The sequence below is a fragment of the Bradyrhizobium sp. SZCCHNR1051 genome (assembly GCF_032489615.1).
In the GTDB taxonomy this organism is placed as follows: Bacteria; Pseudomonadota; Alphaproteobacteria; order Rhizobiales; family Xanthobacteraceae; genus Bradyrhizobium.
In genome coordinates, this window is record NZ_JAUEYJ010000026.1 from 33,792 (window position 1) to 57,382 (window position 23,591).

Below are 23,591 nucleotides of genomic sequence, written 5' to 3' on the forward strand. Positions count from 1 at the left end.
CGAGCGGAGGCTCCATGCGCCGCTTGCCGGCGATCCGGCACGTCGTCGTCAGGCTCCAGAACGACGTCAGATCGAAACGAGGATAGACGAGGAGGACGTTGCATCGTGTCGCTGCCATGAACTCCCTCCAGATCCTGCCGACCGCAGCCGCTCAGTATCCCATCAGACCGCAACAGCGGGCGCAGACGGGCATGAGCCCGTCGCGACCGATGCTCGCCCGGAACTTCCTGTATGGCTCGGAATTCCATAATTCGGTGATCGTCGACGTCTTGACGTTGCCGACGACGTAGTCGTGGTAGTCGCGGCACGGCGAGACATCGCCGTTGCTGTTGATCTCGACCGCCTGGAAGATCGCCGCACATTCGTCATAGCCGAAGTGCTCCTGGTGATCGGTGTAATACGTCGTCAGCTTGTCAGAGCCGGAGATCGGCGGAATCAACGCGACCGCAGGCGATGACCAGCCGGACGATCGTTCCATCACCGCCTGTAGCTGATCGTCCAGCGCCTCCGTGCTGCTGGGCTTCCAGTTTCCGACCCAGCCGTGGTGGCGGGTCGGATAGAAGCCGAAGCGGCGAAAGAAATCCTTCTCGTGCGCCTCCGCGTTACCCTGGTCGATCCACCATGACAGATAGAAGACAAACAGATCGACCTTGTCCCGAAAGGCATCGTAGATGTCGACCAGATGCTTGCAGTTGGCCTGCGAGATCACGGTCAAGGCGGCGATGAAGGGCAGCCCGCGGCCATGCTTCGCCCGCGCCTCGGCGACCGCATCCAGCCCGCGGCAAAGCTCGTGGAAATTATCGCCGCCGCCGCCCGCGGCCGGTCGCAGCGCATTGTGCAGGTCAGCGCGATGACCGTCGACCGACACCTGCAACAGGAAGAGCGGCGCCTTGGCCAGCCGTTCGGCGGAGGCAGCCACCCGCGTACCGTTGGTCGCGATGCTCACCGGCAGCCCGAGTTCGGTAGCGCCCTCGATCAGGTCGAGGATGCCGTCATAGAGCATCGGCTCGCCGCCCCAGAAGTAGACCAGCGGGCCATGACCATGGTCGACGAGGTCGTGCAGCAATTCGAGATAGCGACCGGTCGGGATCTCGCGCTCCTTCAGATGCCGGAGGCTGGAGTTGAGCAGATAGCCATTGTCGCCCCACTGGCCACAGGTATGGCAGCGCAGATTGCAGCGGTCGGTCAGACGGAAGCTCGCTTGGCGAATCCTGCCGGCCTCGCCTTCCGCACGACTGATCCGGAACTTGCTGAAAATCCGCTTGTCAGCCTCCATCTGGATCAGCTTGGTTGCGATCCATGGATGCGGAAGGACTCGTCGCGCGTAGCGCGCCGCAGTTAGTATCCCCAGGCTGCTCGTCTTTGCCATGACTTCCCGACCGTCGTCGTCCCATCAAGCCCGATCCGAAGCCGCGACGCCGTGCGGCGCCAGCATCATCTTCCAATCAAGCCAGCTTCACCAACTTCGACACCTCGGCCACGGCGTCGACCGCCGCCCGGATCTGATCCGGCGTGTGGGCAGCGGAGACGCTGAAGCGCAACACCACGTCTCCGTCGGGTGTCGCCGGCGGCACCAGCAGATTGACGTAGATGCCGCGATCGAGCAGTGCCTTCCAGAATTCATAGCCAGCGGCCAACCCAGGCATCCGGATGCTCCCCACGGGGCCGGGGTCCGCGCAAGGCCGGACGCCGATCCCGGCGAGGCCGTCATGCATGGCTCGCGCGTTGCGCCAGAGGTCGTCCCGCAATTTCGGCTCCCCTCCGATGAGGTGAAGCGCCCGCCGCGCCGCCGCCACGATCGGAGGCGGGAGCGATGCGGTGTAGAGATACGGCCTGCTCATGAAGCGCAGCGCGCGCAACGCACTCGAATCGCTCACGGCGTAACCACCGATTCCGCCAAGGCTCTTGCTGAAGGTGCCGACGATCACATCGACATTGGCTTCGACGCCGAGATGTTCCGCGATGCCGCGGCCGTAGCGCCCATAGATGCCGAGCGAATGGGCCTCGTCGACGATGACCACCGCTCCATGGCGCCGCGCGACGGTCGTCAGCCCCTTGAGCTCGCCAAGGTCGCCTCGAACGCTGTAGAGCCCCTCGCAGATCACCAATGTCTGCGGTCCGGGAACGTTGCTGCGCGCAAATCGGCTGTCGAGATCGCTGCGGTCATTGTGAGCGAAGCTCTCCACCTGGGCGCCACTCAACCGACAGGCATCGAAGATGCTGGCGTGGCAATGGGCATCGACAAAAATCATGTCGCCCTTGCGGGCGAGCGCCGAAGTCACGCCCAGATTGGCCATGAATCCCGTGCTGAAAATCACCGCGTCGCGCCGACCATAGAGGGTCGCGATGTCCTCCTCGAGCATCACGTGGAGACGGTGATTGCCTGCAGCGACCCGCGAAGCCGTGGAGCCCGTCCCGTAGTGTCGCGCAGCCTCGACCGAGGCCTCGATGCACGCCGGATTGAAGTTGAGCCCAAGATAGCTGTTGGTACCGAACATCAACGTTCGGCGGCCTGCGACCATAGCGGTGACGGTGTCCACGACATCATCGACGACGATGCTCAGCGGGTTGGTTCGCGAATCGGCCAGCCTCTCCAGCGAGTTGCCGAGGCGATCTGCACGCGCCAATATCCCGTTTCCGCCGTTGTCCATAAGCCGATCCGTCCAAGTAATCGATGAGTCGCCCGAACTACCTGTCAAGGACACGGCGGCGCGATCGCGTTCGGCAATTGATCGTGCGGTCCATTGGCAAGAACGGCGGCGCCCCCGTCCCACAAAGCTAGTCCGGCGTGCAGCGCCGGCACGCCGGTCATTCCGAGCCGCATCGAAACGGCGGGCGTGGCGGACGGTGCGGCCATCGCCCCGCCGCGGCGCCTGAGGGCGAGGATGAGTGCCAGCGCCAACTCGGCCAGAAAGAGCCCGCCGACCGCCCATGTCGTCCGCAAGTCCACCAGCGTCTGCTCGATGGTGAGCACCATGAAGAAATGCAGCGCCCCGATCGCGGCGCAGACGAGCAAGGCACGCGGACCTCGGCGGTCGCCGAAGCTGCGCCAGACGGGAAGCAGTTCGAGGCCGAGCCAGGTGTGGAGGAGCGCGAGAAGCGGGATTCCCAGGCGGTTGAGAGCCTCATGAATCCATTCGCGCGCCGTCCCCGGGTCGGCCATGGCCTTGGAGCGGCCATCGAGGAAGTCCCGCAGGGGCACTTCGTCGATGATCGTATAGTCACGCTTGACGCCTCCGAAGCCATATTCGTTCAGTGGTACGAATATACGAGCATAGGCGACGCCCCTGACCTCCGACTGTCCGTTCCGCAAGCTCTGAACGGTCCCGTCGAGCAGCACTAAGCCGCTTTCGTCCCCCTGCCTTTCGAACACCGCGAAACGAGCTTTGAAGACCCGCTCCTCGCCGTCGGACATCGCCTGCCGGATGAAGACATCGGCAAGCTCGTTGCCCTTGATATAGTTCCTGAAATAGAAGACCTGACGACCATGATCGAACTGATTGAAAACGCCGACCTTGAGCAACGCCGGATTTACCCCGCGCCGCAGCGAGAACAGCACGTCGTGGAGATGCCCTGAGGTTAGCGGAACGACCCAACAGGTCAGCAAATAGCCGAGCGCCACCGCGGCGAACGCGACGGCAAAACCCGGCAACCGCGCAGCGAAGGTCGAGCGACCGCTCGAATAGATCACGATCAGGATCCCATCTGCTGCAAACCTGCCGTAGGACCAGACGATCGCGATCGCAACCAACGCCGGGAGAACATGGAAGAGGATCATCGGCCCCGTGCTGGCGAGCGCGGGCCACACCAAGCTGGTATAGAGCGCCTCTTCGCCCAGATGGCTGATCAGAGAGATCAGAATCACCGGCGCGACGACAGCCGCAACGGCGACGGCCGAAGCAAGCAAAATCTGCCGTGTCAGATATCTGTCAATGACCCCAACTAGCACGCTTCGCCCCTGGCAGCAGTTCCACTCCGGGGGGACGGTCCTTCCTAGGAATCGTTCCCACCACGGCCCCCAAAGCCGTATTGCCGGCGACTGTCTCTTACCGCCGACACTAGACATACGAAAATTATACTATCTTGGCGAGCATGTCATGAAAACGCCGCCGGCCGTCCACATTTCGCGCCGCTCTTGCGGGCAGCGGCCGAATACGGTCAATGGTTCGCGGCAATGACGTCTTTGGACAATTTTCCACGTCCACAGCCATCCGACCCCGCCGTGTGGACGCCCCGACCAACCGCCGACGGAACCGACCGACGCGGTACTGTCGTCACGAAGCGTAGGCTCACTGAGCAGCAATGCAGAAGCTCATCAATCTCGCGATTTTCATCGACGATCTTGGTGTCGGCGGGACCCAGAACTGGCTGACTCTCCTGGTGCCGGCGCTGGCCGCGCGCGGTTTCGCAGTGCGCGTCTACGGCATGCGTGCAATCGCACATCCCGAAATCCTCGAACGTCTGGCGCCTTACGCCGAAGTTCAAATCATCGGCGAAGGCCGTCTGTGGGCAGGACCCGGATTGCTGCGCCTGGCGCAGGAGCTCCGGACCTGGCCGGCACAGGTCGTGCAGACGGCGCTGCCGACCTCCGACATGATCGGCCGCTTGCTGGCATGGCTGACGGGGGTACCGGCGGTCTTTTCTACCATCCGTGGCCGGAACGTCGACAAACCAAGCTGGCAGAGGTGGCTTGATCGCCGCACCGCACACTTGGCCAGGGCGGTCGTCTTCAACGACCGCGAGGCGGTGCCGTTTGCGATCCGCCACGAGGGTATACGCGCAGGCCAGGTCGTCTACATTCCCAATGGCGTTTCGATCACGACGGCGCGCCGGCCACCCGGCGACGTGCGCAGGGAACTGCAGACGTCCGCGGAAGCGACCGTGCTCGCGACCGTCGCCCGCCTCCATCCGTCCAAGGGACAACAATATCTGTTGCGCGCCTTCCGTCTCGTTCGCGAACGCTACCCCAGCGCGGTTCTGTGGCTCGTCGGCGACGGTGAGTGTCGAGCAGCCTTGGAGCGCGAAGCTGACGAGCTCGGGATAACGACGTTCGTCCGCTTCGCGGGCACCCGGCGCGACGTGCGCGACATCCTCGATGCCGTCGATCTCTTCGCGCTTCCCTCTTTGTGGGAAGGCATGCCCAATGCACTGATGGAGGCCATGGCCGCGAGCCGGCCGGTGGTCGCTTCCGATGTCGACGCCATCCGCGAACTGGTGATCCACGGCAAGACCGGCTGGATGGTCAGACCGGGCGACGCCGACGCTCTTGCACGCTGCATGATGGATATCCTGGCGGATCCCGCCCGGGCAGCCGACATCGGCCAGGCAGGCTTGCGGCACGTTCGCGAGCATTTCTCACTGGATGGCATGGCGGATGCCTACGCGACATTGTATCGCGACGGCCTGAAGGACGCGGCACTGCGCGTGGGAGCCCCGTTGCGATGAAGATCGTTCATATCCTCGACAATCTCGATCGCGGCGGAGCTCAAACCATGCTGCGCAGCGTGGTGGCCGGCCTCACGGCGCGCGGCCACATCCAGCACATCATTTGCCTCAACGAGATATTCAACGAAGAGGTCGTCGCTGCCATGCGCGCCGCCGGAGCCAGCGTCGAGATCATCGGGCGGCCGCGCCTGTACGGCCTGATCGGTCTTTGGCACCTCGCCGCGGAATTGCGGCGGCGCCGGCCGGATCTCGTCCACACCGAACTCCCGTGGGGCGATTTGATCGGACGTACCGCCGCCCGCGTCGCCGGCATCGCCCCGATTGTCTCGACTGTGACCGCCCGCTACGCGGACAAGCCGCGGCTGCAATTGTGGTTCGATCGCAAGACCGCGGCCTGGGCCGACCGCGTGGCCTTCCAGAGCGCCGAAATCGTTCCCTTCTCGCTCGCGCATGAAGGTGTCCGGCGCGACCAGGTTCAGGTCATTCCGAACGGGGTCGATGCGGACGACCGTGACCGTTCTGTTGCAGCATCCGCCCTGCGTCGGGACCATGGCGGCAGCGCCACAACCATCCTCGGCATGGTCGCACGGTTGCACCCACAGAAGGCCCACCCCGATCTCCTCGAGGCGTTCGCAAAGCTGGCGTGTTCGGACGTTCGCCTCTGGCTGGTCGGCGACGGACCCGATCGCGCGCAACTCATGGAGCAGGCGCGCGCGCTCGGCATCGCCGATCACGTGGTCTTCGCCGGCGACCGCGGCAACGTTCGCGACTGGATCGCCGCGATGGATATCTTCGTTCATCCGACTTATTTCGAGGGTCTGCCGCTCGCGGTCCTCGAGGCCATGGCCATGGGCAAACCGGTGATTACCTCGCCGGTCGATGGGCTTCGCAGCCTGATCACCTCCGGCGTCGACGGCTGGCTGGTGCCGCCCGGCAATCCCGACGCGCTCGCCGAGCTCATCGGCCACGTCATAGCCCATCCCGAGGAACGGGCCCGCGTTGCCGCGACGGGCGCGATCCGCGCGCTGTCGCAATACGGCTCGGATCGCGTGGTCGAAGCCTACGAAACGCTGTTCAAGTCCGTGCTCGAGGCCCGGAGCGCGGGGAGCGGCGCCAACGGCCGTCGATGAACGCGTCGATCGCAGCAAAGGCCGCATCGTTGCCGCAGAAATCTCCGTGACCGATCCGGGCGCGATAGCTCTCCAGCCGCACCTCGAATTCGTGCAGGATCCGCGACGAGAAAGTCGCCAGATCGGCACGCATGCCGTAACCGAGCCGCTCCAGATAGTGCGCGTTGAGAAACTGTTCGAAGGCGCCACGGACCGGAATCGATAACACCGGCTTGCCGAGATGCAGCGCCTCGGAGATGAGCGTATGGCCACCGCCGCAGACGACGAAGGCGCAGGACGCCAGATCATCGAGAAACGATTGCTCGTCGAATGCCTTGAAGTCGACGCGACCCAGGCTGCAGCGCTCGCCCAGGCCGTAGACGCGGACAGGCCGGCCAAGCGTGGCGAGATGCTCGACGAAGGCCGGGAACGTGGGATAGCCCTGATAGGCGACGACGTGGTCACCCGTCGTCGGCCGGCGCGCAACGACGTCGCGCCGCAGCAGCGGCGGCAGTTGCCGAAGCCAGGGGCTCGACGCCCGCGCGGGAACGTCGAAGAAATTGCAGACGAGGTACTGATCGGCCGAACTGAACAGAAGCCGGACCGCCGCAGCCGTCGCTAACCGGCTCGACATCTGGCCCAGAGGGCATGCGATCCGTCCCATGGTGATGACATGCTGGTTGTCGAGCGACAGGCAGGCCACTCCCATCCTGCGCGCCACCCGCGGCACGAAGAACTCGTAGTCGGTCATGGCAAAGTCCGGGACGAAGGCCTCGGCCGCCTGCTCGACCCGGCGGCGCCAATGTGCGCCATTGCTGAGTGTCGCCGCGGTACGCAGCAACGCCGCCGGAGCATCGACCCGATGCGAGCCCACGGGCGTAACCGGATTGGGACACTCGAATACCCGGAATTGGCCCCCGAGCAGGCGCGCCGCTTCTCCATGACAGACGAACAGGAAGTCGTGCTGGGAATAATGCTGAGCCAGGGTCAAGGCGCGGATCGCGTGCCCCCGGCCGGTCCCATGCACGCCATAGAGAATGCGCGCCATGAATTCAGACCGACGCGCCGGCAGGCGGGTGAAGCGGCGGCCAGCGCCGCGAAAGACAATTCACCATCGGCCGGTTCATTCCTTGTGCCGACAGTCCCGCAGGACCGTCGCCTTGCCCTTCGACTCATCTTATGGTTGTTATTGGTTGCCGAACATTCTAACGAGCAAGGATCGTGTCGAGAAGAGCGTCCAGGCGAATCAGCGAGAACAGTTTGGTTACGGGCGGCGCCGGCTTCATCGGTTCGCATCTGTGCGAGCGACTGATTTCCGACGGCCATCAGGTCGTCTGCGTCGACAATTTCTTCACCGGCACACGCCGCAATATCGAGCCCCTTCTCGACGATAGGAATTTCGAGCTGCTTCGGCACGACGTGACGTTTCCTCTCTATGTCGAGGTCGACAGCATCTACAACCTCGCCTGCCCCGCCTCGCCGGTCCATTACCAGCACGATCCCGTGCAGACGACCAAGACCAGCGTTCACGGCGCCATCAACATGCTAGGGCTGGCGAAACGGCTCAAGGCCATGATCCTTCAGGCGTCGACCTCGGAAGTCTACGGCGACCCGGAGAAGCACCCACAGACGGAGGACTATTGGGGCAACGTCAATCCGATCGGTCCGCGGTCCTGTTATGATGAAGGTAAGCGCTGCGCCGAGACGCTGTTCTTCGACTATTGGCGCCAGCACCGATTACAGATCAAGGTGGCCAGAATCTTCAATACCTACGGGCCTCGCATGCACCCCCACGACGGGCGCGTCGTCTCGAACTTCATCGTCCAGGCGCTGCTCGGCAAGCCGATCACCCTGTATGGCAACGGATCGCAGACGCGATCGTTCTGCTATGTCGACGACATGGTCGATGCGCTCGTCCGCCTCGCCGCGACACCCGACGATGTGACCGGACCGGTCAATCTCGGCAACCCCGCCGAGATCTCGATCCAGGAACTCGCCAGGACCATCATCGACTTGTGCAATTCGCGGTCTGCCATCGTATGCGGGAAGCGACCGGTGGATGATCCATGTCGGCGACGGCCCGACATTGCGTGCGCCGAAGCTGTCCTGTCGTGGCAGCCGAGGATTGGCCTTACCGAAGGCCTGACCAGGACCATCGCCTATTTCGACCGGCTCCTCTCCGAGGATGCTGTCCGCCGATCCCTGCTGGACGACCCGGATTGAGGTGACGGGCCTCGGTGTGGATCGGTCGACGGAATCTCGCTCGCCAGCGTCTGATGCCTGCGCGAGAAGTGGCAAGACGGGCTGGGCGGAGCACAGACTCTCGCTCAGGTCCAAGTAAATTGGCTGCCAGAAACAAGCGGGCATCATGAGATTGCAGGGCAATCTTTTCGCAGCAACCGCCTTCGGAGGGCCAGACTCCTGGCACGCCTGAGAGTTTCAGAACAACAAAATCGCGAAGAAATCTGGCTGGGGCGGGAGGGATCGAACCTCCGAATGGCGGAATCAAAATCCGCTGCCTTACCGCTTGGCTACGCCCCATCAGGCCCGGCGGATCGGCGTGGCGCGCGGGCGCCATGCGATTCCGGGTCGGCGCCCGTGGTCTACAGAGCGCGCCCGCCCATTTCAACCGCGCCGCCGCAGGAATTTTGCAGGCCCCTCCGGTGATCCGCCGCCCAGGCCAATTCGTCAATGCCGGCAAGCCCTTATCCTGCTCGTTGGAAGCCGCCGCGGCGCCCGGCCGCAGCGCCACGCGAAAAAGTTGAGACCCGGCCGGTTTCATGGGATGACGGCGGCCAAACCGGCCACATCGAGCCCCGAGGACACGCCATGACCTATCGCGCCCCGCTCAACGACATGCTGCTCGCCCTCAACCACGGCGCCGGGCTGAAGGCGGCGGTCGAGGCCGGCCATTACGGCGATTTCGACCCCGACATCACCGCGGCCGTGCTCGAGGAAGCCGGCAAATTCGCGAGCGACGTGCTCGCCCCGCTCAACCACATCGGCGACAGGAACGGCGTCAAGCTCGCCGATAAGAAGGTCACCACCGCGCCCGGCTGGCCGGACGCCTACAAGCGCTGGACCGAGGCCGGCTGGAACGCGGTGTCCGGTCCCGAGGCGCATGGCGGCCAGGGCCTGCCGCTCGCCATCAACGCCGCCTGCACCGAGATCTGGAGCGCGGCCAACGTCGCCTTCGGCCTGTGCCCGCTGCTGACCTTGTCGGCCATCGAGGCGCTCGACGCCCACGGCAGCAAGGAGCTGAAGGACATCTATCTCGGCAAGCTGATCTCCGGCGAATGGACCGGAACGATGCAGCTCACCGAGCCGCAGGCCGGCTCCGACGTCGGCGCCTTGCGCACCCGCGCCGAGCGCGCCGCGGATGGCACCTACCGCATCACCGGAGCCAAGATCTTCATCACCTATGGCGACCACGACATGACCGACAACATCGTGCATTTCGTGCTCGCGCGGCTGCCGGACGCGCCGGCCGGCACCAGGGGCATCTCGCTGTTCCTGATCCCGAAATTCCTCGTCAACGCCGATGGCTCGCTCGGCGCCCGCAACGACATCTATGCCTCCGGCATCGAGCACAAGCTCGGCATGCACGCCTCGCCGACCTGCACCATGACGATGGGCGATCACGGCGGCGCCATCGGCTATCTTATTGGCGAAGAAAACGCCGGCATGCGCTGCATGTTCACGATGATGAACCAGGCGCGGCTCGGCGTCGGCCTCGAAGGTGTCGGCGTCGCCGATCGCGCCTATCAGCAGGCGCTGGCCTACGCGCAGGAGCGCAAACAGGGCCGCGCGGTGGGAGCTAAGGGCGCCGGCTCGGACGCGATCATCGCCCATCCCGACGTCAAGCGCATGCTGATGCAGATGCGCGTCCTCACCGCCGCGTCTCGCTCGATCTGCTACGCGACCGCCGTCGCACTCGACGTGTCCGTGCGCGCCAAGGATCCGGCGGTGCGCACTGAAGCCGCCGCGCGCGGCGCGCTGCTGACGCCGATCGCAAAGGCGTTCTCCACCGACATCGGCAACGAGGTCGCCTATCTCGGCGTGCAGATCCATGGCGGCATGGGCTTCATCGAGGAGACCGGCGCCGCGCAGCATTATCGCGACGCCCGCATCACCGCGATCTACGAGGGCACCAACGGCATCCAGGCGATCGACCTGGTGACGCGCAAGCTCGGTTCGAACGGCGGCGCCTCGGTGTTCAAGCTGCTCGACGAGCTCACCGAGATCGTCCGCCGCGTCGAGGCCTCGAACGATCCGGCCTTCGGCACCACTGGCGCCAAGCTGCGCGAGGCGCTGGGCGCGCTCGACCGCTCCAGCCGCTGGCTGCTGGACAAGCTCGGGACCGCGCCGAACGATGCGCTCGCCGGCGCCACGCCTTACCTGCGCCTGTTCGGCTCGGCGCTCGGCGGCTGCATGCTGGCCAACGAGGCGCTGGCCGCGCGCAGCGAGAACGAGACCGAGGGGGCGCGTCACGTCGCGCTCGCCCGGTTCTTCGCCGAGACCTTCGCGGTGCAGGCCCCGTCCCTGGAAAAGACCGTCACCGACGGCGCCGACGCCGTGCTCGCGGCGGAGGCCGTGCTGGTGGCGTGAGCGGCGAGCGTCGCGACCCAGACCAGCGAGTTCAGCCTCCCGCACCAAAGCTCGCTGCCGGGCTCCCACCCTCCCCTGGAGGGGGAGGGTCGCCTCGCGGGGCGCGCAGCGACGCGTGAGGCGGGGTGGGGTGATCTGTCCGCGGATGCTTGTGCCAACGGAGAGATCACCCCACCCCGATCTCGCGCTACGCGCGCGATCGACCCTCCCCCTCCAGGGCTACGGGATTCCCGGTTTTATGCTTTGGGTTGCAAGTAGATAGCCTTCAAGCATTGCAGCGAGACGATCCCAGCCGTCTCGCATTGTCTTTGGCCCTGGTGGTTTACCGTAGCAATTCCAGCCGCCGAGGCGTGCCGCGATCCATGCGACGAACGCGAGGGAATCGGGAGGATGTGGGTTCTGCTGCCGCGCGGTCTTGCCTTCGAGCGTTTTTGATAGGTGCCCCAGAGCTGGTCTGAAGGCCGGGTCGATCACGTCGCTCATGGGACGGGGACTGCCGTCTCTGGCGTCGACAAGCTGGATGGTCCGGATAGCGCCAGCAAGCCCGATCGCCGCGAGATTGAACATGCGATCGGCATCGATGACCTGACTGTCGTCGAGAGCCAAGCCATCGCTCTTGAGAGCACGGAAGACCTGTTCGATGCGCCAGCGCAATCGATAGAGTTGCACGATCTGTTCGGCATCTGCCGCGCTGGCAACGGAATGGGTCGTGAGCAGATGCCACAACAACGGTGTTTTGCCGGCGGGCGCATCGATCTCACGCGCCTGAATCAAAGTCATTTCGGTGGCATCGCAGGCCTCTGATCGTTTCAGGCTCTGTGGCCGGGCAAGAGACACGCTTCCGGCGCGAAGCTCGACGGTCGCCCCGCGCCCTTTATCGCCGGGGCCGCGCGGCGCCACCTTGACGAGGCTTGTTTTCAGCACCTTCGTCTCGGCAAGCGCTGCAAACAGCATTTTGCCATCGGACAGGCAGCGATCTTGCGCAGCACGCACGATCAGATCGAGCCCTTCCGGCTTACGCGTAAACAACGGGTAGATGTCGCTTTCGCGATCGGCGACCATCGTGACGCTGGCCGCCTCCGATAAGACGCCGGCAGCCGCCTGACAGCCATACAGCCAGCGTATCGACTCCTTATCCTCGATCGCTCGCTTGCGGCGAGCCGGAACTCGTCCGGCTGAGCGCGTCCAGATTTCCGCGTCGACAAGTCCCAACACCGCCTCGCTCTCGACGTCGAGGGCAATCACGGGATGGATGAAGAAGCCGGGTGTTTTTCCGTCCCCGCCAGGACCGAAGCCGCGCCGCTTCTTGTCACGGCCGGAGAAATTGATCTCGCTCGTGTCCTGGATCGCCAGAATACGCCGTCCCACGCATTGAGCCGCAGTCCGAGCCGCCAGCGTCTCGACGATCCGATCGACCGAGACGTGGTGCGAGGACAGAAATCGGTGAATGGCCTTCTCGCCGGCTCGCGTCTCCCCCAACTTCCGCAAGACCAGCGTGCCTGCTGTCGCCACCCGTTCGATCAGCCAGTCAGCCCGCTCCGCAACTCGAATATCGCCAAATGACATTCAAAGCTCTCCACCGAACCGGTCGAAAACTTTGAATCACATCCAGAAATCGCTTGGAATCGCTTTCGGGCATCCCGTAGCCCGCAAGGGGGAGGGTGTCCCGAGTTCGCCGCTTCATTGATCCGCATCTCAAACATCTATCCGAACAGCCTGTCGCGATGAGATGAGCATCCGCGTCCTCGCGACGCATTCCGCGCCCGAGCTATGCTCTCGAAACCCGCCCTCACCGAGTGGAGGGCGCAGGGAAGGCCGGGCGCTGGCCGCGCCCGTGGCCCGCCTGCAGAAAAAAAGCAGGCGGCAGTCACCACAGGTCTGGCCGAGAACACCCGGCCTTCCCCGCGCGATGGTTTTAACGGGCTATAGCGCGCTCTTCCTGGTGCACCGGGCTTTCTGGCCACCATGTCGCGACAATGCGCTTCTCGCGCATTGCGCTGGATACTAGCATCGGAGTATCGGAACCACGCGCCTTCACCGTCCGCAGGCTAACGTTCGTCCGTGCCAACAGCACTGCGCCGCCCGCGTCCACCGCATCCCGCTGCCAACGTCCGTGACGACCGCGAACCGTCCCCTACCGTGCAACGGGATGCGCGAACCATAATGCTGATTTGGGCAAGCCGCAAAGCGATTTATGTTTTTCAGAACGACTTGACAGGAGTTGGCCCGACCGAGCTGATTTGGCCGACGGGTCGGAAGCGCGCTTCCCTGCGCTCCGGCAAACCGGAAGGAACCAGGTCGACTGCCGATAAAGTTCAAGCCCTGCCCCAGTCAGCCATTCACTTCCGGGATAATGTTCACTTCCGGGACAATGATCCGACGCCGCACCACGCAGGTCGCAGTGCGAGCCGCTCTGGTGGTCGCCACGTAGCGCTCAACCGGCTTACGACGCCATCGTCTGGATGAGCGCCGTGTCGGCGAACTCTATTAGTTCGACGATCTTCCCATCCTGAATTCTGAAGAGGTCGAGTATCTCGGTTTCCCGCGTCATATTCGTCGGACAGCTTCGCACGGTGAGGCGGGAACGCACGGCCACGCGATCGTTGTCCACCAGTTCGGTCAGGATATTTCGCTGCGCGAACTCGAACGTATCGATGAGCTTGGCCAAGCCCTCCTTGACTTGGGGGTGACCACACATGCACCCCAACATTTTGGTGGCGTTCCGGTCGCCAGCCAGTGTGAACACCACGTCCGGATGACACTCTGCCATCAGGTCGTCCAACGACCCCGTGTCGCGCGCCTTGTATGCGCGCCTGACCTGCTCGAGGAGTACTTCGCGATTTTCCATCGGCACCTCCCAAAGTTCAGCACGAAGACCTTAGCTGGTCATTGATCTACTTGCAATTGAGTCAATCGAAAACTTCGCCTTCAACTGTGCTCGCTTACCTCGGAGAGATGGAGCGAGCATGGGCCAGCTAGCCGAAGGCGTAGCCCGCCGCGCTTCCTCTGATTGAAGCCGCTGCCGTTCTTGACTTCCGCCATCGATCCAGCCAGTTCTATCTGCTCAGGTGCCGGCTCGACCGTGGTCACGCAGTTCGGCTCCTCATTCGCGAAGCCTCTGCATAGTTCGTTGTTTTTCACCAAATCCATTCGGAGCAAGAATATGAAATCTGTCGTTGCGACGTTGTTTGCCGCGGCCCTGATGCTGTCGTCCGCGCCGGCGTCGGCCGTCGTTCTCGATCTCTCCACCATGAGCTGCAAGCAGTTCGTCGAAAGCGGCGACGACGGTATCAAGATGGTGCTGATCTGGCTCGACGGCTGGTACAAGGGCGACCAGGACGAGGCGATCTTCGACACCGAGGTGTTCCTCGAGAACGCCAAGAAGTTCGGCAAGTACTGCGCCGAGCATCCGACGGTCAGCATCGTCACCGCGGCGGAGAAGATCCTCGGCAAATAGGCAAATAGGATGGCTGCGGATCGTCAGCGCGCAGGCGAATGAACACGCTTTCCGCACGCACGCCACCGCAGGTGACTTTGCGGCTGCTCGGCCCCTCTCTTCGTCTAGACCCCGAGCCACTCCAGCCCGCCCGGCAGTTCGTCCGCGGCAAAATCGATCTGCAGCACCCGGCGATGGCCGGGCTGGGTTGAGGGCTCCGAAGCGTGCAGGATCGGCGTCGCGTAGAGCCAGATGTCACCGACGTCGGCGCAGCACGTCGCCGTGCCACAGCGCGCGACCGTCGCGGCCACATCGCCTTCCGAAATGCGACCGAGGCGGTGCGAGCCTGGAGCGATCAGCAGCGGCGCGTTGCCGTCCGGCACGACGTCGAGATGGACGCGCAGGGTGACCATGCGCGCGAGCACCTCATAGGGCGGCGCGACGTGTTGTAGGCCCCCCTTGATGGTCCAGGGCCCGAACCCGGTGACATCGATGCGCTCGCGGACGACGATGGTGCGGTCCTGATGCCAGGGCACGGCCCAGTTCGACGCGGCCGTCTTGTCGAAATAGACCGCCCGCACCGGGCGAGTGGCGTCACCGAGAACCGCGGCGCCGGCGGCGCCGACCGGTCCGGCATTGGCGAGGAACGGCCTGAGCGCCGCGACGCCGTGCAGCCGGCTGCCCGCCTGCTCCGGTGCGTGGCCGGACAGCGCCTCGAAGAGAGCGCGCAGGGCGGACGCATCGAGCGCGGCCGCGATGTGCAGCGCACCCGTTTCCGCGACGAGTGAGGCTTGCTGGGGAGAGAGTGCGACGGTCATGCGTGAGGGAGACTAGAGCGCGGCGCCGGCGCTTGGCAATCACTCTCCCCGCTCTTCGCCATCAGTCCGAACTTGCGCCGGGAGAGCAAGAGAGGCGCGAAGGTGATCCGCAACGTCTCGGTGTGCCACCCTGCGACAGAAGACTATACCGCGGACGGCGCGGCTGGCCGCAAGTTTCGATGACCCCGCATGAAGACCGCAGCATCCGGACACACTCAGACGCAACTCATTGCGCCAGCTTGGCGCGGAGGCTGCGTTGAAGAAGCGTGCCGCGCCCCGTGCGGCACCTGCCCTTTCTTCATGCGAGAGTCCCATGTCGATCAGCTCCGTCACGACGCCCCTCGCGGCGCCTTCGTCGCAGACCACCTCGGCCACATCATCCACTTCGGCGACGTCTGCGACGTCATCCTCGTCGGCCACGAGCTCGGCTGACAGCACGTCGGAAAGCTCCTCCGGCAGCGGCGGCTCGTCGTCGGGCAAGACCGTCGTCAGCGAGGTCTCGATCACGCTCGACGGCGTCACCACCACGACGATCACCTATTCCGACGGTTCGACCGAGGTGACCAAGACTGCCGCCAGCTCGGACGGCAGCAGCAAGGGCGCGCAGACCTACAACGCGCAAGGCGCGACCAACAGCGCCGCGAGCAACGGCGTCTCGGGCAGCGCGGGCACGGCGAGCACGACCGTGACGACCTGAGGCCTCGCAGGACGCGCGACACGCCTTCGCTCAGGGCTGATGATGCCGTCTCGACCGGAGGCGTAGGTTCCGAAGCCGGAACCGTTCGATCTCTCAACACTGTCAGGGCGGCACGGGGACAGGCCATTCCGCCCGGCGACGGTTGCAGGCGATGCTCAACCGTCACGTCCGGTGACACCGCGAAGCCACACTGCGCTGACGATGTCACGCGCGTGTCATTGTTAATTTGCGCCCTCGCTCCGAGTCACGCCTGTTAGCAGGCAGCTGCGACAATGGGGAGGATGTCGATGTTGCGGGGTGTGATCGGTGCGGGGATTCTGATCCTGGCGATGGGGTCCGAGGTACAGGCGGCCAACGAGGCCGGTCCTGAGACCCGGATGTCCTGCTCGGAGGTGCGCTACTACGTGGAGAAATACACGGCCGAGGTGGCCGAGATGTATGCTCGCAGCCGCGGCGCCACCGATGCGCAGATCAGCCGGGCGCGGCGCTGCCTGTCGACGAACCATTTCCGCAGGGCGGAGCGGGTGCACAGCTATACGGAGTAAGCGGGCGAAAGATTCGCAAGGGATGGCTCTCGTCCGGCCATGATCGCCTGTGGTTATGGATTCCGGGCTCCCGCGCGCTGCGTCGAACGGCTGCGCCGTTCGCGCGTGAATGCCAGGGATGACGGCTGGGGAGAGAGCAGCGCTCGCAAGATGCAGAGCATATCGGCCGAAGGCGTGACGCTCGACCCATCCTTCAGGGCACACGCGGCGCCCTGAAAATGGTCATCATACCCCGCGCAGGCGGGGTATCCAGTACGCCGCGGCGTCTCGACTGAAGTCGACCGTTTCGGAGTACTCGATCGCCCGCCTGCGCGGGCGATGACAGTTGTTGTGACGCAATGTCTGCGCTGCGCTCCACGGTGGCGTCTGCGCGCCACGGCGGCCTGCATGGCGCAAGCGCCGCGCAGGTCCCGCTCCCCGCCTCACGCCTGCTCGATCGCGGCCGGCATCTTGGCGACCGACATCAAGGAGCGCCCGACCTGGTTGAGGAGCTGATCGGCATTCTCCTCCTCGGCCAGCGACTTCGACAGCAGCGCGACGACGGCGCTGTGGCGGAGCTGGGAGGCGAGATTGCGCGCGGTCGTGTAGCCCGACATCTCGTAGTGCTCGACGCGCTGCGCGGCGCCGATCAGCGCGAGATCGGCGGCGGCGTCCTCCTTGTCCTCGGCCTGGGTCATGATCTCCTGGCCCTCCTCGATGAGGCCCATCATGCCCTTGCAGGGCTTTGCCCGCGGCGTCTTGCCGAGCAGCTCGAAGCATTCGTTGATGCGCTCGATCTGCGCTTCGGTCTCGACCAGATGCTGCTCGAACAATTCGCGCAGCTGGTCGAAGCGCGCGGCCTCGGCCATCTTCGGCAGCGCCTTGGTGATCTGCTTCTCGGCATGGAGAATGTCGCGCAGCTCGTCCATCAGCAGATCGCTCAGGCCGGATTCGTCGGCCGGCGGCGAGCTTTCGGTGACGATCGACGACGCCGCGCCGGGCTCACCGGCTTGGATCGCCGGCGACTCCGTGAAGACCCAGTCGCCACCCTCGTTCCAGGGGCCGCGGGTATCGATCTCGCCATGATCGCCGGAGCCCGTGGAATCGTTGAAGAACTGGTCGACCAGGCCCGGCGTCGGCGCGAGGCGGCCGATGCTGAAGGCCGGCTTGCCCATGCTCTCGAGCGCCAGCGCGAACGCCTTCATGTGGGTGATCTCGCGCGTCATCAGGAACTGCAGCGCGTCCTTGGTGCCGGCATCGTCGGTGAAGTTGATCAGCCGCTCGTAGACGATCTTGGCGCGCGCCTCGGCGGCGATGTTGCTGCGCAGGTCAACGTCGAGCTCGCCGGTGATCTTCAGATAATCGGCGGTCCAGGCATTGCCTTGCGAGTTGAACAGGTTCACACCGCCACCGCCGGCAATCGCGATCAAGGGATCGGCCTCGGCGGCCTCGCGATCGAACTTCGACGGCTTCAGATGCAGACGCGCCAGGGTGCCGACGACCTCGAGATGGCTGAGCTCCTCGGTGCCGATGTCCATCAACAGGTCCTTGCGGTCGGGATCCTCGCAGTTGAGGCCCTGGATCGAGTACTGCATGGCGGCGGCGAGCTCGCCATTGGCGCCGCCGAACTGCTCGAGCAGCATGTTGCCGAAGCGCGGATCGGGCTCGTCGACACGAACGGTGAACATCAGCTTCTTGACGTGGTGATACATCGGGGGACCTCGGAGCGTTGGAGGGGACGCAGTCATGTCCGAACGGCCCGACCACACGGTTGTTCCTTACCTCTCGCCCCGGAACCCGAGCGCCGGCTGCCTGCGCCGGCCGCTTCTTATGCACACTGTCGCACTATAGGCGGGCGCAGACGACACCCCGGCAACGGACGTGCGGGACCGGCGCGCGCAAGCATCTGCGCCGGCTACCGCCATACATCCTGTTGGCAGCTCGACGACTGCCTCTTGCTAAGCTTTTCCCTGCTCGCCTAAGCTGTTCAGCTGGAGAGTGACATGTTGATGCGAACACCGGCCAGGGAGAAGCCAGGTCTCGGCGCGCGAGTCCGCCGGGTCATCGCGCGACTCCGCGACCACGCATCGTCATTCACGTCATCATCGCCCGCGAATGGGGCGACACTGCGGAAGCCGTCCTACGTTGTCGACGATGAGCCTGACGACAGCAACATGGACGTCGCGCTGGCGGCGCTGATCGATCAGATTGAACGTCCGGCGCGCACGCCGCCACCACGGTTTCCGAGTCTCGCGCGCGTCACGTCATCGCGTCAGGCGCCGCACATCCCGGTGTACGAGCGGCCACCCTATTTCGACGTCGCGCCGCGCCCCGTCGAGGTCGAGCCGCGGCGGATGGCCTATGATGAACCCGTCGAGCGCATTGTGCCCGAGGACGAACTGTCGGAACTGCGCAAGGATCTGATGAGCGCGATCTCGGCGCGGCTCGGATCGCCGGAGGACCATCTGGCGACGATCAGGACCCTGCTGAGGTCGGTGAAGTAATGTGGGGCCGCAGCAATATCGGCAAGACGGTCGAGGAGCTGACTGACCATCTGCGGCTGGTCGATCATGTCCGCGCGCTGCAGGACGGCCAGAAGGAGATCGCCGAGGCGATCAGGGCGGTCAACAACCGCCTCACCTCGATCGAGGCCGAGTTCAGGGTGCTCAAGGCGGAGACCCAGCGCGACGCGTTGCGCGAGGTGCAGCACGCCGTGCAGGGTGTCCAGGGCTCGGTGCATGACGAGCTGACGCGCATGGCGACGCGGCTGGTGGTGCTGGAGCAGGCACTGCGGCGCGAGGCTGTCCGACAGCAGGCATCGCCGGCCGCCGGCCCGCGCCCGCCGGCTGCCCCGCCCCGCCCGGACGGATCACGCTGAGGCGCGACAACTGGACCGCCGCAGACTCAGCCCAACTTTGCCGAGCGGCTTGCAATCTCGATGATGACGCTGCCGCTCTTGGCGTAACCGTCCGGCACAAAGGCTTCGCCCGGAGCGAGTTCGCGCATGTCCTCCGCGTCCCTCGGCTTCGGAAAGCCCTTGGCGCAGGCCGTGCTGATCGTCTCGCGATCGGCGTAGCTGACGGCGGCGACCACGCTGCCGGGGGTTGGCCCGGCCGCGAGCTTCGACAGGCCGAAATATTTGAGCTGCTCCGAACAGCTAACGACGTTGGTCAGGTAGGCTCCCGTCGTGTCCTCGGCCTGCAGCAGAAAATCGTACGACATTTCGATGGACCCGCCGCTGGCACTGGCGAAGCCGACGCGCGCCACGCCGGTCTCGACCACCCCCTGCCCCATATGCCCGGTCAGGCAGACGAGCACGTCCTGCGCTTCGTCCCTGGTGGTGGAGATGACGCATTCATTCACCTGCATGCCCGGCTGGAAGCCGCGAAATTTGTAGGCGCCGCCGACCTGCTCGAACACGACCGCGCCGCCGAAATCGGTCGCGTGCGGCTCGCAGCCGCTGCCATAGCTCACGACCAGCAGCGGATTGCTGGAGGCCAGGAAACGTCCCTGCTGCCGCTCCGGCTTCAGGGTGACGTCACAGCGGCGCCCCTCGGAGTCGGGATAGGATCTGGCGCGCTTGCAGGTGGTGCCCGCGATCGCGCCGGGCGCGCAGAACAGCGACAGCAGCGCGCGGTTGGTGGCGGCAGCCTCAGCGATCCCCGGGAAGGCGTGACAGAGCAGCAGCAGCGACAGCAGCACTGAAAAGACCTTGGTCATCGAATTGCCTTGCAAAAGATCGCAGTTCTGCGCGGGACGATAGCGGACGCCGATGCTGTTGCAAACCAGTCGTAAACCACGACGAGAATCATGGCGAGCGCTCGCCTGCGATCACGCCCGCATTCCCTCCGCGACCAATGACCGCTTCAGCCCTTGGCGCGACCAGCGGATGATGTAGGCTGCGGCGAGACGCAGGACTGGACGAATGATCGGCGGCAACGCAGCGGCCGGCGCACACGCATGAGGGGCCCATGACCGACCATCTGATCGTGACCGACGAGGGCGAGACGCGGACGATCAAGCTCAGGCGCCCGGAGAAGAAGAACGCGATCACCCAGGCCATGTATCTCGGCATGAGCGATGCGATCGACACCGCGCAGAACAATCCGCTGGTGCGATGCATCATCATCACCGGCGGCTCCGGCGTGTTCACGGCCGGCAACGATCTCGAGGACTTCCTGCATGCGGGGTCGGCCGGCAACGACGCCGCGCGCACCTCGGCGGCGACCAAGTTCCTGTATTCGCTGGCGCATAACGTCAAGCCGATCATCGCCGCGGTCGACGGCGTCGCGATCGGCATCGGCACGACGATGCTGTTTCACTGCGACTACGTGCTGGCCTCCACCACGGCGACGTTCTCGACGCCCTTCATCCATCTCGGCCTGGTGCCCGAGGGCGCCTCGAGCCTGTTGATGCCGCAGACCATGGGCTATCAGCGGGCGTTCGCGATGCTGGTGATGGGGCGCACCATGACGGCGACGGATGCGCAGATCGCCGGCTTCGTCAACACGGTGGTGGCGCCGGGCCACACCGAGGTCGAGGCGCACAAGGTGGCGCGCGACATCTGCCGGCTGCCGGCCGAGGCGGTGGCGATCGGGCGCAAGCTGATCCGCACCGCGCCGGACGAATTGACCCGGCGCATCGACCAGGAGGCCTATCTGTTCGCCGAGCGCATGACCTCCGAGGAGGCGGTCAGCGCGTTCAAGGCGTTCCTATCGCGCAAGAAGAAAAAATGAGCGAGGCCGCGGCGGGCGCGCATGGCGCAGTTTGATGTCATCGTGATCGGCTGCGGCGCGGTCGGCAGCGCCGCCGTGCTGCATCTCGCCAAGGCCGGGAGGCGCGTGCTGGGCATCGACCGCTTCCAGCCGCCGCACCGCTTCGGCTCGACCCATGGCGAGACCCGCATCACCCGCGCGGCAATCGGCGAAGGCGTCGACTACACGCCGCTGGCGCAGCGCTCGCACGCGATCTGGCGGGCGCTGGAGCGAGAAACCAGCACGCGGCTGTTCGAACAATGCGGCTGCCTGTTCATTCCGAGCCAGCACGGCGGCGAGGTCCACGGCGTCAGCAGCGCGCAGTTCTTCAGCAACATCGAAACCGCGGCGCGGCTGCACGGCGTCGACGGCGAGACGCTTTCCGCGGAGCGGTTGCGTGCGGATTATCCGGCCTTTGCCACCGCGCCCGGCGATCGCGCCTTTCTCGATCGAGAAGGCGGCTATCTCCTGGTCGAGGACTGCGTGCGCACCGAGCTCGCGGTCGCCGCGCGCCATGGCGCCGAGTTGCTGACCGGCCGGCGCGTGACAGCGTTTCGCCGTGCCGCGGGCGCCCTCACCGTGACCATGGACGACGACACGACGGCGTCGGCCGACAAATTGATCGTCACCACCGGACCATGGATCACCGAGATGATCGCGCCGCTGCGCCGCCGCGTCCACGTCACCCGGCAAGTGCTGTACTGGTTCGAGCTCCTGTCCAATCCGCAGCATTTTGGACCGGGCACGCCGGTGTTCATCTGGGACGTCACCGGCCGCGATCGCGCGGCCTCCGACATCTATGGCTTTCCCTGGCTGGGCTCGCAGGACAATGGCGTGAAGATCGCAAATGAAGTGATGACCGGCGAGACCGATCCCGACGACGTGGCGCGCGAGGTGACCGCGGACGAAATCGCCGCGACCTATGAGACCTATGTCCGCCCCTTCGTGCCGGATCTCGGCCCGCGCTGCCTGCGCAGCGAGGTCTGCCTCTATACCAACGCGCCGGGCGGCCGCTTCGTCATCGACCACGATCCGGGTGACGCCGACGTGATCTACGCCTCGGCCTGCTCGGGCCACGGCTTCAAGCATTCGCCGGCCGTCGGCGAGGCGCTCGCGGCGATGGCCCGGGGCGAGACGCCGTGCGTCGACCTCTCCGGCTTCACACTGGACCGGCTCGCCGCCGCCGATCCAGCATAGCGGACGCCGCAACTACTTTGCGGACTGCAGCGCAGCCGTCTGCTTGGCGAGGCCTTCGTTGAACTGCGTCTCGAGCTTGTCGAGATAGGCGTTGAATTCACCCGGCTTGACGAACGGGTTGGGCGCGCCGTCGGCAATCTTCGCTCGCTTTCCGGCCATGTCGTACATCTCCGGATGCGGCGCCAGCAGGATGTCGGGATGCGCCGTCTTGGCCCAGGCGAAGGTCTTCTTGTAATCGTCGACGATGCCCGGATAGGTGGGACGGCCGACCAGCCGGTTCAGCGCCACGGTGGCGCTGCAGAAGAAGATCAGGCTGCGGGTGGCGTCGCCATCCTTCACGTCGGCCGTCCAGCTGGTGCAGCCCGGCGAATGGCCCGGCGTCTCGTGCGCCGTCAAGGTGACGCCGCCGAGCGTGACGGTGTCGCCCTCGCGCACGGCGCGGTCGACCTTGACCGGCGGGAAGCCGAGATAGCGCTCCTCCTCGCGGCCCGGATAGAAGCCGCCTTCCAGCAGCGGCACGTCCTTGGCGCCCGCCACCATCTGCGCCCCGGTCTCCTGCTTGACCTGCGCCAGCCCGCCGGTGTGGTCGATATGGGCGTGGGTGTTCAGGATGTATTTGATGTCGGCGACCTTGAAGCCGAGCTTGCCGATGCTGGCCTCGATCTGCGCGGTCGATTCCGGCATCACGGTATCGATCAGGATGTGGCCCTGCGGCGTGGTGATCAGGTAGGAGGCGAGCCCGTTGGTGCCGACGTAATAGACGTTGTCGATCACCTTGAACGGCTCGGTCGGCTTATTCCACGCCGCGACCATTTGCTTCATCAGGTCCGGCAGCGATTGCGCTGCAGCGGAGCCGGCCACGAGCGACAGTGTGGCGGCGAGCAGCATCATTCTTTTCATTCCGGCCTCCCGATGTATTGTTGTTATGAAATCATTTTATGTCATTGCGACCGCGGCGGGGCAATCGCGCTTCGTCCCGCGGCCCCTGCATCACACGTGACCC

General features: G+C 65.1%; 21 protein-coding genes and 1 tRNA gene. 11 read left to right on the forward strand and 11 right to left on the reverse strand.

Annotated features, from left to right (window positions below):
• Window positions 1-151 precede the first annotated feature (151 nt).
• The 3 genes from QW868_RS28010 to QW868_RS28020 form a co-directional block, all read right to left on the reverse strand.
• Window positions 152-1,369, reverse strand: a complete 1,218-nt coding sequence (locus tag QW868_RS28010) for a radical SAM protein (RefSeq protein WP_315776281.1) — start codon at window positions 1,367-1,369, stop codon at window positions 152-154.
• Window positions 1,370-1,445: 76 nt separating this feature from the next.
• The gene (locus QW868_RS28015) at window positions 1,446-2,651 is read right to left on the reverse strand and encodes a pyridoxal phosphate-dependent aminotransferase family protein (protein ID WP_316232036.1); all 1,206 of its coding nucleotides are present in this window, start codon (window positions 2,649-2,651) and stop codon (window positions 1,446-1,448) included.
• Window positions 2,652-2,695: 44 nt separating this feature from the next.
• On the reverse strand, window positions 2,696-3,949 hold the full coding sequence (locus tag QW868_RS28020; RefSeq protein WP_316232037.1) for an LptF/LptG family permease: 1,254 nt from the start codon (window positions 3,947-3,949) through the stop codon (window positions 2,696-2,698).
• Window positions 3,950-4,302: 353 nt separating this feature from the next.
• On the opposite strand from QW868_RS28020, the gene QW868_RS28025 reads away from it, so the two are divergent.
• Window positions 4,303-5,445: a glycosyltransferase gene (locus tag QW868_RS28025; protein WP_316232038.1), complete on the forward strand. Its 1,143-nt coding sequence runs from the start codon at window positions 4,303-4,305 to the stop codon at window positions 5,443-5,445.
• The gene (locus tag QW868_RS28030; RefSeq protein ID WP_316232039.1) at window positions 5,442-6,575 is read left to right on the forward strand and encodes a glycosyltransferase; all 1,134 of its coding nucleotides are present in this window, start codon (window positions 5,442-5,444) and stop codon (window positions 6,573-6,575) included. The genes QW868_RS28025 and QW868_RS28030 overlap by 4 nt, the downstream gene beginning before the upstream one ends.
• Here the strand turns inward: QW868_RS28030 and QW868_RS28035 are convergent.
• Window positions 6,520-7,602 (reverse strand): glycosyltransferase family protein, encoded by a 1,083-nt coding sequence (locus QW868_RS28035; RefSeq protein WP_316232040.1) that lies wholly within the window; start codon window positions 7,600-7,602, stop codon window positions 6,520-6,522. The genes QW868_RS28030 and QW868_RS28035 overlap by 56 nt on opposite strands.
• Window positions 7,603-7,775: 173 nt before the next feature.
• On the opposite strand from QW868_RS28035, the gene QW868_RS28040 reads away from it, so the two are divergent.
• The gene (locus QW868_RS28040; protein WP_315741074.1) at window positions 7,776-8,777 is read left to right on the forward strand and encodes a UDP-glucuronic acid decarboxylase family protein; all 1,002 of its coding nucleotides are present in this window, start codon (window positions 7,776-7,778) and stop codon (window positions 8,775-8,777) included.
• 243 nt (window positions 8,778-9,020) lie between these two features.
• Here QW868_RS28040 and QW868_RS28045 read toward each other — a convergent pair.
• A tRNA-Gln gene (locus QW868_RS28045) sits at window positions 9,021-9,095 on the reverse strand.
• A 288-nt stretch (window positions 9,096-9,383) separates the two neighbouring features.
• Here QW868_RS28045 and QW868_RS28050 point away from each other — a divergent pair.
• Window positions 9,384-11,162, forward strand: coding sequence for an acyl-CoA dehydrogenase (locus QW868_RS28050; protein ID WP_316232041.1), 1,779 nt, complete (start codon window positions 9,384-9,386; stop codon window positions 11,160-11,162).
• A gap of 219 nt (window positions 11,163-11,381) precedes the next feature.
• On the opposite strand, the gene QW868_RS28055 is transcribed toward QW868_RS28050, so the two are convergent.
• Together QW868_RS28055 and QW868_RS28060 are read right to left on the reverse strand one after the other, a co-directional pair.
• Entirely contained in the window at window positions 11,382-12,728 is a 1,347-nt protein-coding gene (locus QW868_RS28055; protein WP_315798036.1) for an IS4 family transposase, read from the reverse strand.
• A gap of 877 nt (window positions 12,729-13,605) precedes the next feature.
• A complete protein-coding gene (locus tag QW868_RS28060; RefSeq protein ID WP_316162913.1) occupies window positions 13,606-14,010 on the reverse strand; it encodes a nuclear transport factor 2 family protein in 405 nt (134 codons plus the stop codon).
• 315 nt (window positions 14,011-14,325) lie between these two features.
• Between QW868_RS28060 and QW868_RS28065 the strand changes: the two genes are divergently transcribed.
• Window positions 14,326-14,619, forward strand: coding sequence for an HdeA/HdeB family chaperone (locus QW868_RS28065; RefSeq protein WP_315772939.1), 294 nt, complete (start codon window positions 14,326-14,328; stop codon window positions 14,617-14,619).
• Window positions 14,620-14,723: 104 nt separating this feature from the next.
• Here the strand turns inward: QW868_RS28065 and QW868_RS28070 are convergent, their stop codons facing one another.
• Complete coding sequence (locus tag QW868_RS28070) at window positions 14,724-15,416, reverse strand: phytanoyl-CoA dioxygenase family protein (RefSeq protein WP_316162912.1); 693 nt, start codon at window positions 15,414-15,416, stop codon at window positions 14,724-14,726.
• Between the two features lie 313 nt (window positions 15,417-15,729).
• On the opposite strand from QW868_RS28070, the gene QW868_RS28075 reads away from it, so the two are divergent.
• Window positions 15,730-16,113 (forward strand): hypothetical protein, encoded by a 384-nt coding sequence (locus tag QW868_RS28075; RefSeq protein ID WP_316162911.1) that lies wholly within the window; start codon window positions 15,730-15,732, stop codon window positions 16,111-16,113.
• Window positions 16,114-16,400: 287 nt separating this feature from the next.
• Window positions 16,401-16,658 carry a hypothetical protein gene (locus tag QW868_RS28080; RefSeq protein ID WP_315740867.1) on the forward strand — a complete coding sequence of 86 codons (258 nt, stop codon included), beginning with the start codon at window positions 16,401-16,403 and terminating at the stop codon, window positions 16,656-16,658.
• 422 nt (window positions 16,659-17,080) lie between these two features.
• On the opposite strand, the gene QW868_RS28085 is transcribed toward QW868_RS28080, so the two are convergent.
• Window positions 17,081-18,349, reverse strand: a complete 1,269-nt coding sequence (locus QW868_RS28085; RefSeq protein ID WP_316162910.1) for a DUF892 family protein — start codon at window positions 18,347-18,349, stop codon at window positions 17,081-17,083.
• Between the two features lie 462 nt (window positions 18,350-18,811).
• Here QW868_RS28085 and QW868_RS28090 point away from each other — a divergent pair, with 462 nt between their 5' ends.
• Both QW868_RS28090 and QW868_RS28095 read left to right on the forward strand, forming a co-directional pair.
• Window positions 18,812-19,141, forward strand: coding sequence for a hypothetical protein (locus QW868_RS28090; protein WP_315776239.1), 330 nt, complete (start codon window positions 18,812-18,814; stop codon window positions 19,139-19,141).
• On the forward strand, window positions 19,141-19,515 hold the full coding sequence (locus QW868_RS28095) for a hypothetical protein (RefSeq protein ID WP_316162908.1): 375 nt from the start codon (window positions 19,141-19,143) through the stop codon (window positions 19,513-19,515). The genes QW868_RS28090 and QW868_RS28095 overlap by 1 nt, the downstream gene beginning before the upstream one ends.
• Before the next feature lie 26 nt (window positions 19,516-19,541).
• On the opposite strand, the gene QW868_RS28100 is transcribed toward QW868_RS28095, so the two are convergent.
• The gene (locus QW868_RS28100) at window positions 19,542-20,357 is read right to left on the reverse strand and encodes a hypothetical protein (RefSeq protein WP_316162907.1); all 816 of its coding nucleotides are present in this window, start codon (window positions 20,355-20,357) and stop codon (window positions 19,542-19,544) included.
• Window positions 20,358-20,608: 251 nt separating this feature from the next.
• Here QW868_RS28100 and QW868_RS28105 point away from each other — a divergent pair, with 251 nt between their 5' ends.
• Both QW868_RS28105 and solA read left to right on the forward strand, forming a co-directional pair.
• Window positions 20,609-21,373 carry a crotonase/enoyl-CoA hydratase family protein gene (locus tag QW868_RS28105; RefSeq protein ID WP_315758028.1) on the forward strand — a complete coding sequence of 255 codons (765 nt, stop codon included), beginning with the start codon at window positions 20,609-20,611 and terminating at the stop codon, window positions 21,371-21,373.
• Between the two features lie 21 nt (window positions 21,374-21,394).
• Window positions 21,395-22,588 (forward strand): N-methyl-L-tryptophan oxidase, encoded by a 1,194-nt coding sequence (gene solA / locus QW868_RS28110; protein ID WP_316176778.1) that lies wholly within the window; start codon window positions 21,395-21,397, stop codon window positions 22,586-22,588.
• A gap of 12 nt (window positions 22,589-22,600) precedes the next feature.
• On the opposite strand, the gene bla is transcribed toward solA, so the two are convergent.
• A complete protein-coding gene (bla, locus tag QW868_RS28115; protein WP_316232042.1) occupies window positions 22,601-23,488 on the reverse strand; it encodes a subclass B3 metallo-beta-lactamase in 888 nt (295 codons plus the stop codon).
• Window positions 23,489-23,591: the final 103 nt, after the last annotated feature.

What these genes read in the sequence shown, in the direction of transcription:
- QW868_RS28010 (WP_315776281.1), bottom strand. Translation starts at nt 1,369, where the DNA reads ATGGCAAAGACGAGCAGCCTGGGGATACTAACTGCGGCGCGCTACGCG.
- QW868_RS28015 (WP_316232036.1), bottom strand. Translation starts at nt 2,651, where the DNA reads ATGGACAACGGCGGAAACGGGATATTGGCGCGTGCAGATCGCCTCGGC.
- QW868_RS28025 (WP_316232038.1), top strand. Translation starts at nt 4,303, where the DNA reads ATGCAGAAGCTCATCAATCTCGCGATTTTCATCGACGATCTTGGTGTC.
- QW868_RS28030 (WP_316232039.1), top strand. Translation starts at nt 5,442, where the DNA reads ATGAAGATCGTTCATATCCTCGACAATCTCGATCGCGGCGGAGCTCAA.
- QW868_RS28035 (WP_316232040.1), bottom strand. Translation starts at nt 7,602, where the DNA reads ATGGCGCGCATTCTCTATGGCGTGCATGGGACCGGCCGGGGGCACGCG.
- QW868_RS28050 (WP_316232041.1), top strand. Translation starts at nt 9,384, where the DNA reads ATGACCTATCGCGCCCCGCTCAACGACATGCTGCTCGCCCTCAACCAC.
- QW868_RS28055 (WP_315798036.1), bottom strand. Translation starts at nt 12,728, where the DNA reads ATGTCATTTGGCGATATTCGAGTTGCGGAGCGGGCTGACTGGCTGATC.
- QW868_RS28060 (WP_316162913.1), bottom strand. Translation starts at nt 14,010, where the DNA reads ATGGAAAATCGCGAAGTACTCCTCGAGCAGGTCAGGCGCGCATACAAG.
- QW868_RS28065 (WP_315772939.1), top strand. Translation starts at nt 14,326, where the DNA reads ATGAAATCTGTCGTTGCGACGTTGTTTGCCGCGGCCCTGATGCTGTCG.
- QW868_RS28070 (WP_316162912.1), bottom strand. Translation starts at nt 15,416, where the DNA reads ATGACCGTCGCACTCTCTCCCCAGCAAGCCTCACTCGTCGCGGAAACG.
- QW868_RS28075 (WP_316162911.1), top strand. Translation starts at nt 15,730, where the DNA reads ATGTCGATCAGCTCCGTCACGACGCCCCTCGCGGCGCCTTCGTCGCAG.
- QW868_RS28080 (WP_315740867.1), top strand. Translation starts at nt 16,401, where the DNA reads ATGTTGCGGGGTGTGATCGGTGCGGGGATTCTGATCCTGGCGATGGGG.
- QW868_RS28085 (WP_316162910.1), bottom strand. Translation starts at nt 18,349, where the DNA reads ATGTATCACCACGTCAAGAAGCTGATGTTCACCGTTCGTGTCGACGAG.
- QW868_RS28090 (WP_315776239.1), top strand. Translation starts at nt 18,812, where the DNA reads ATGGACGTCGCGCTGGCGGCGCTGATCGATCAGATTGAACGTCCGGCG.
- QW868_RS28095 (WP_316162908.1), top strand. Translation starts at nt 19,141, where the DNA reads ATGTGGGGCCGCAGCAATATCGGCAAGACGGTCGAGGAGCTGACTGAC.
- QW868_RS28100 (WP_316162907.1), bottom strand. Translation starts at nt 20,357, where the DNA reads ATGACCAAGGTCTTTTCAGTGCTGCTGTCGCTGCTGCTGCTCTGTCAC.
- QW868_RS28105 (WP_315758028.1), top strand. Translation starts at nt 20,609, where the DNA reads ATGACCGACCATCTGATCGTGACCGACGAGGGCGAGACGCGGACGATC.
- solA (WP_316176778.1), top strand. Translation starts at nt 21,395, where the DNA reads ATGGCGCAGTTTGATGTCATCGTGATCGGCTGCGGCGCGGTCGGCAGC.
- bla (WP_316232042.1), bottom strand. Translation starts at nt 23,488, where the DNA reads ATGAAAAGAATGATGCTGCTCGCCGCCACACTGTCGCTCGTGGCCGGC.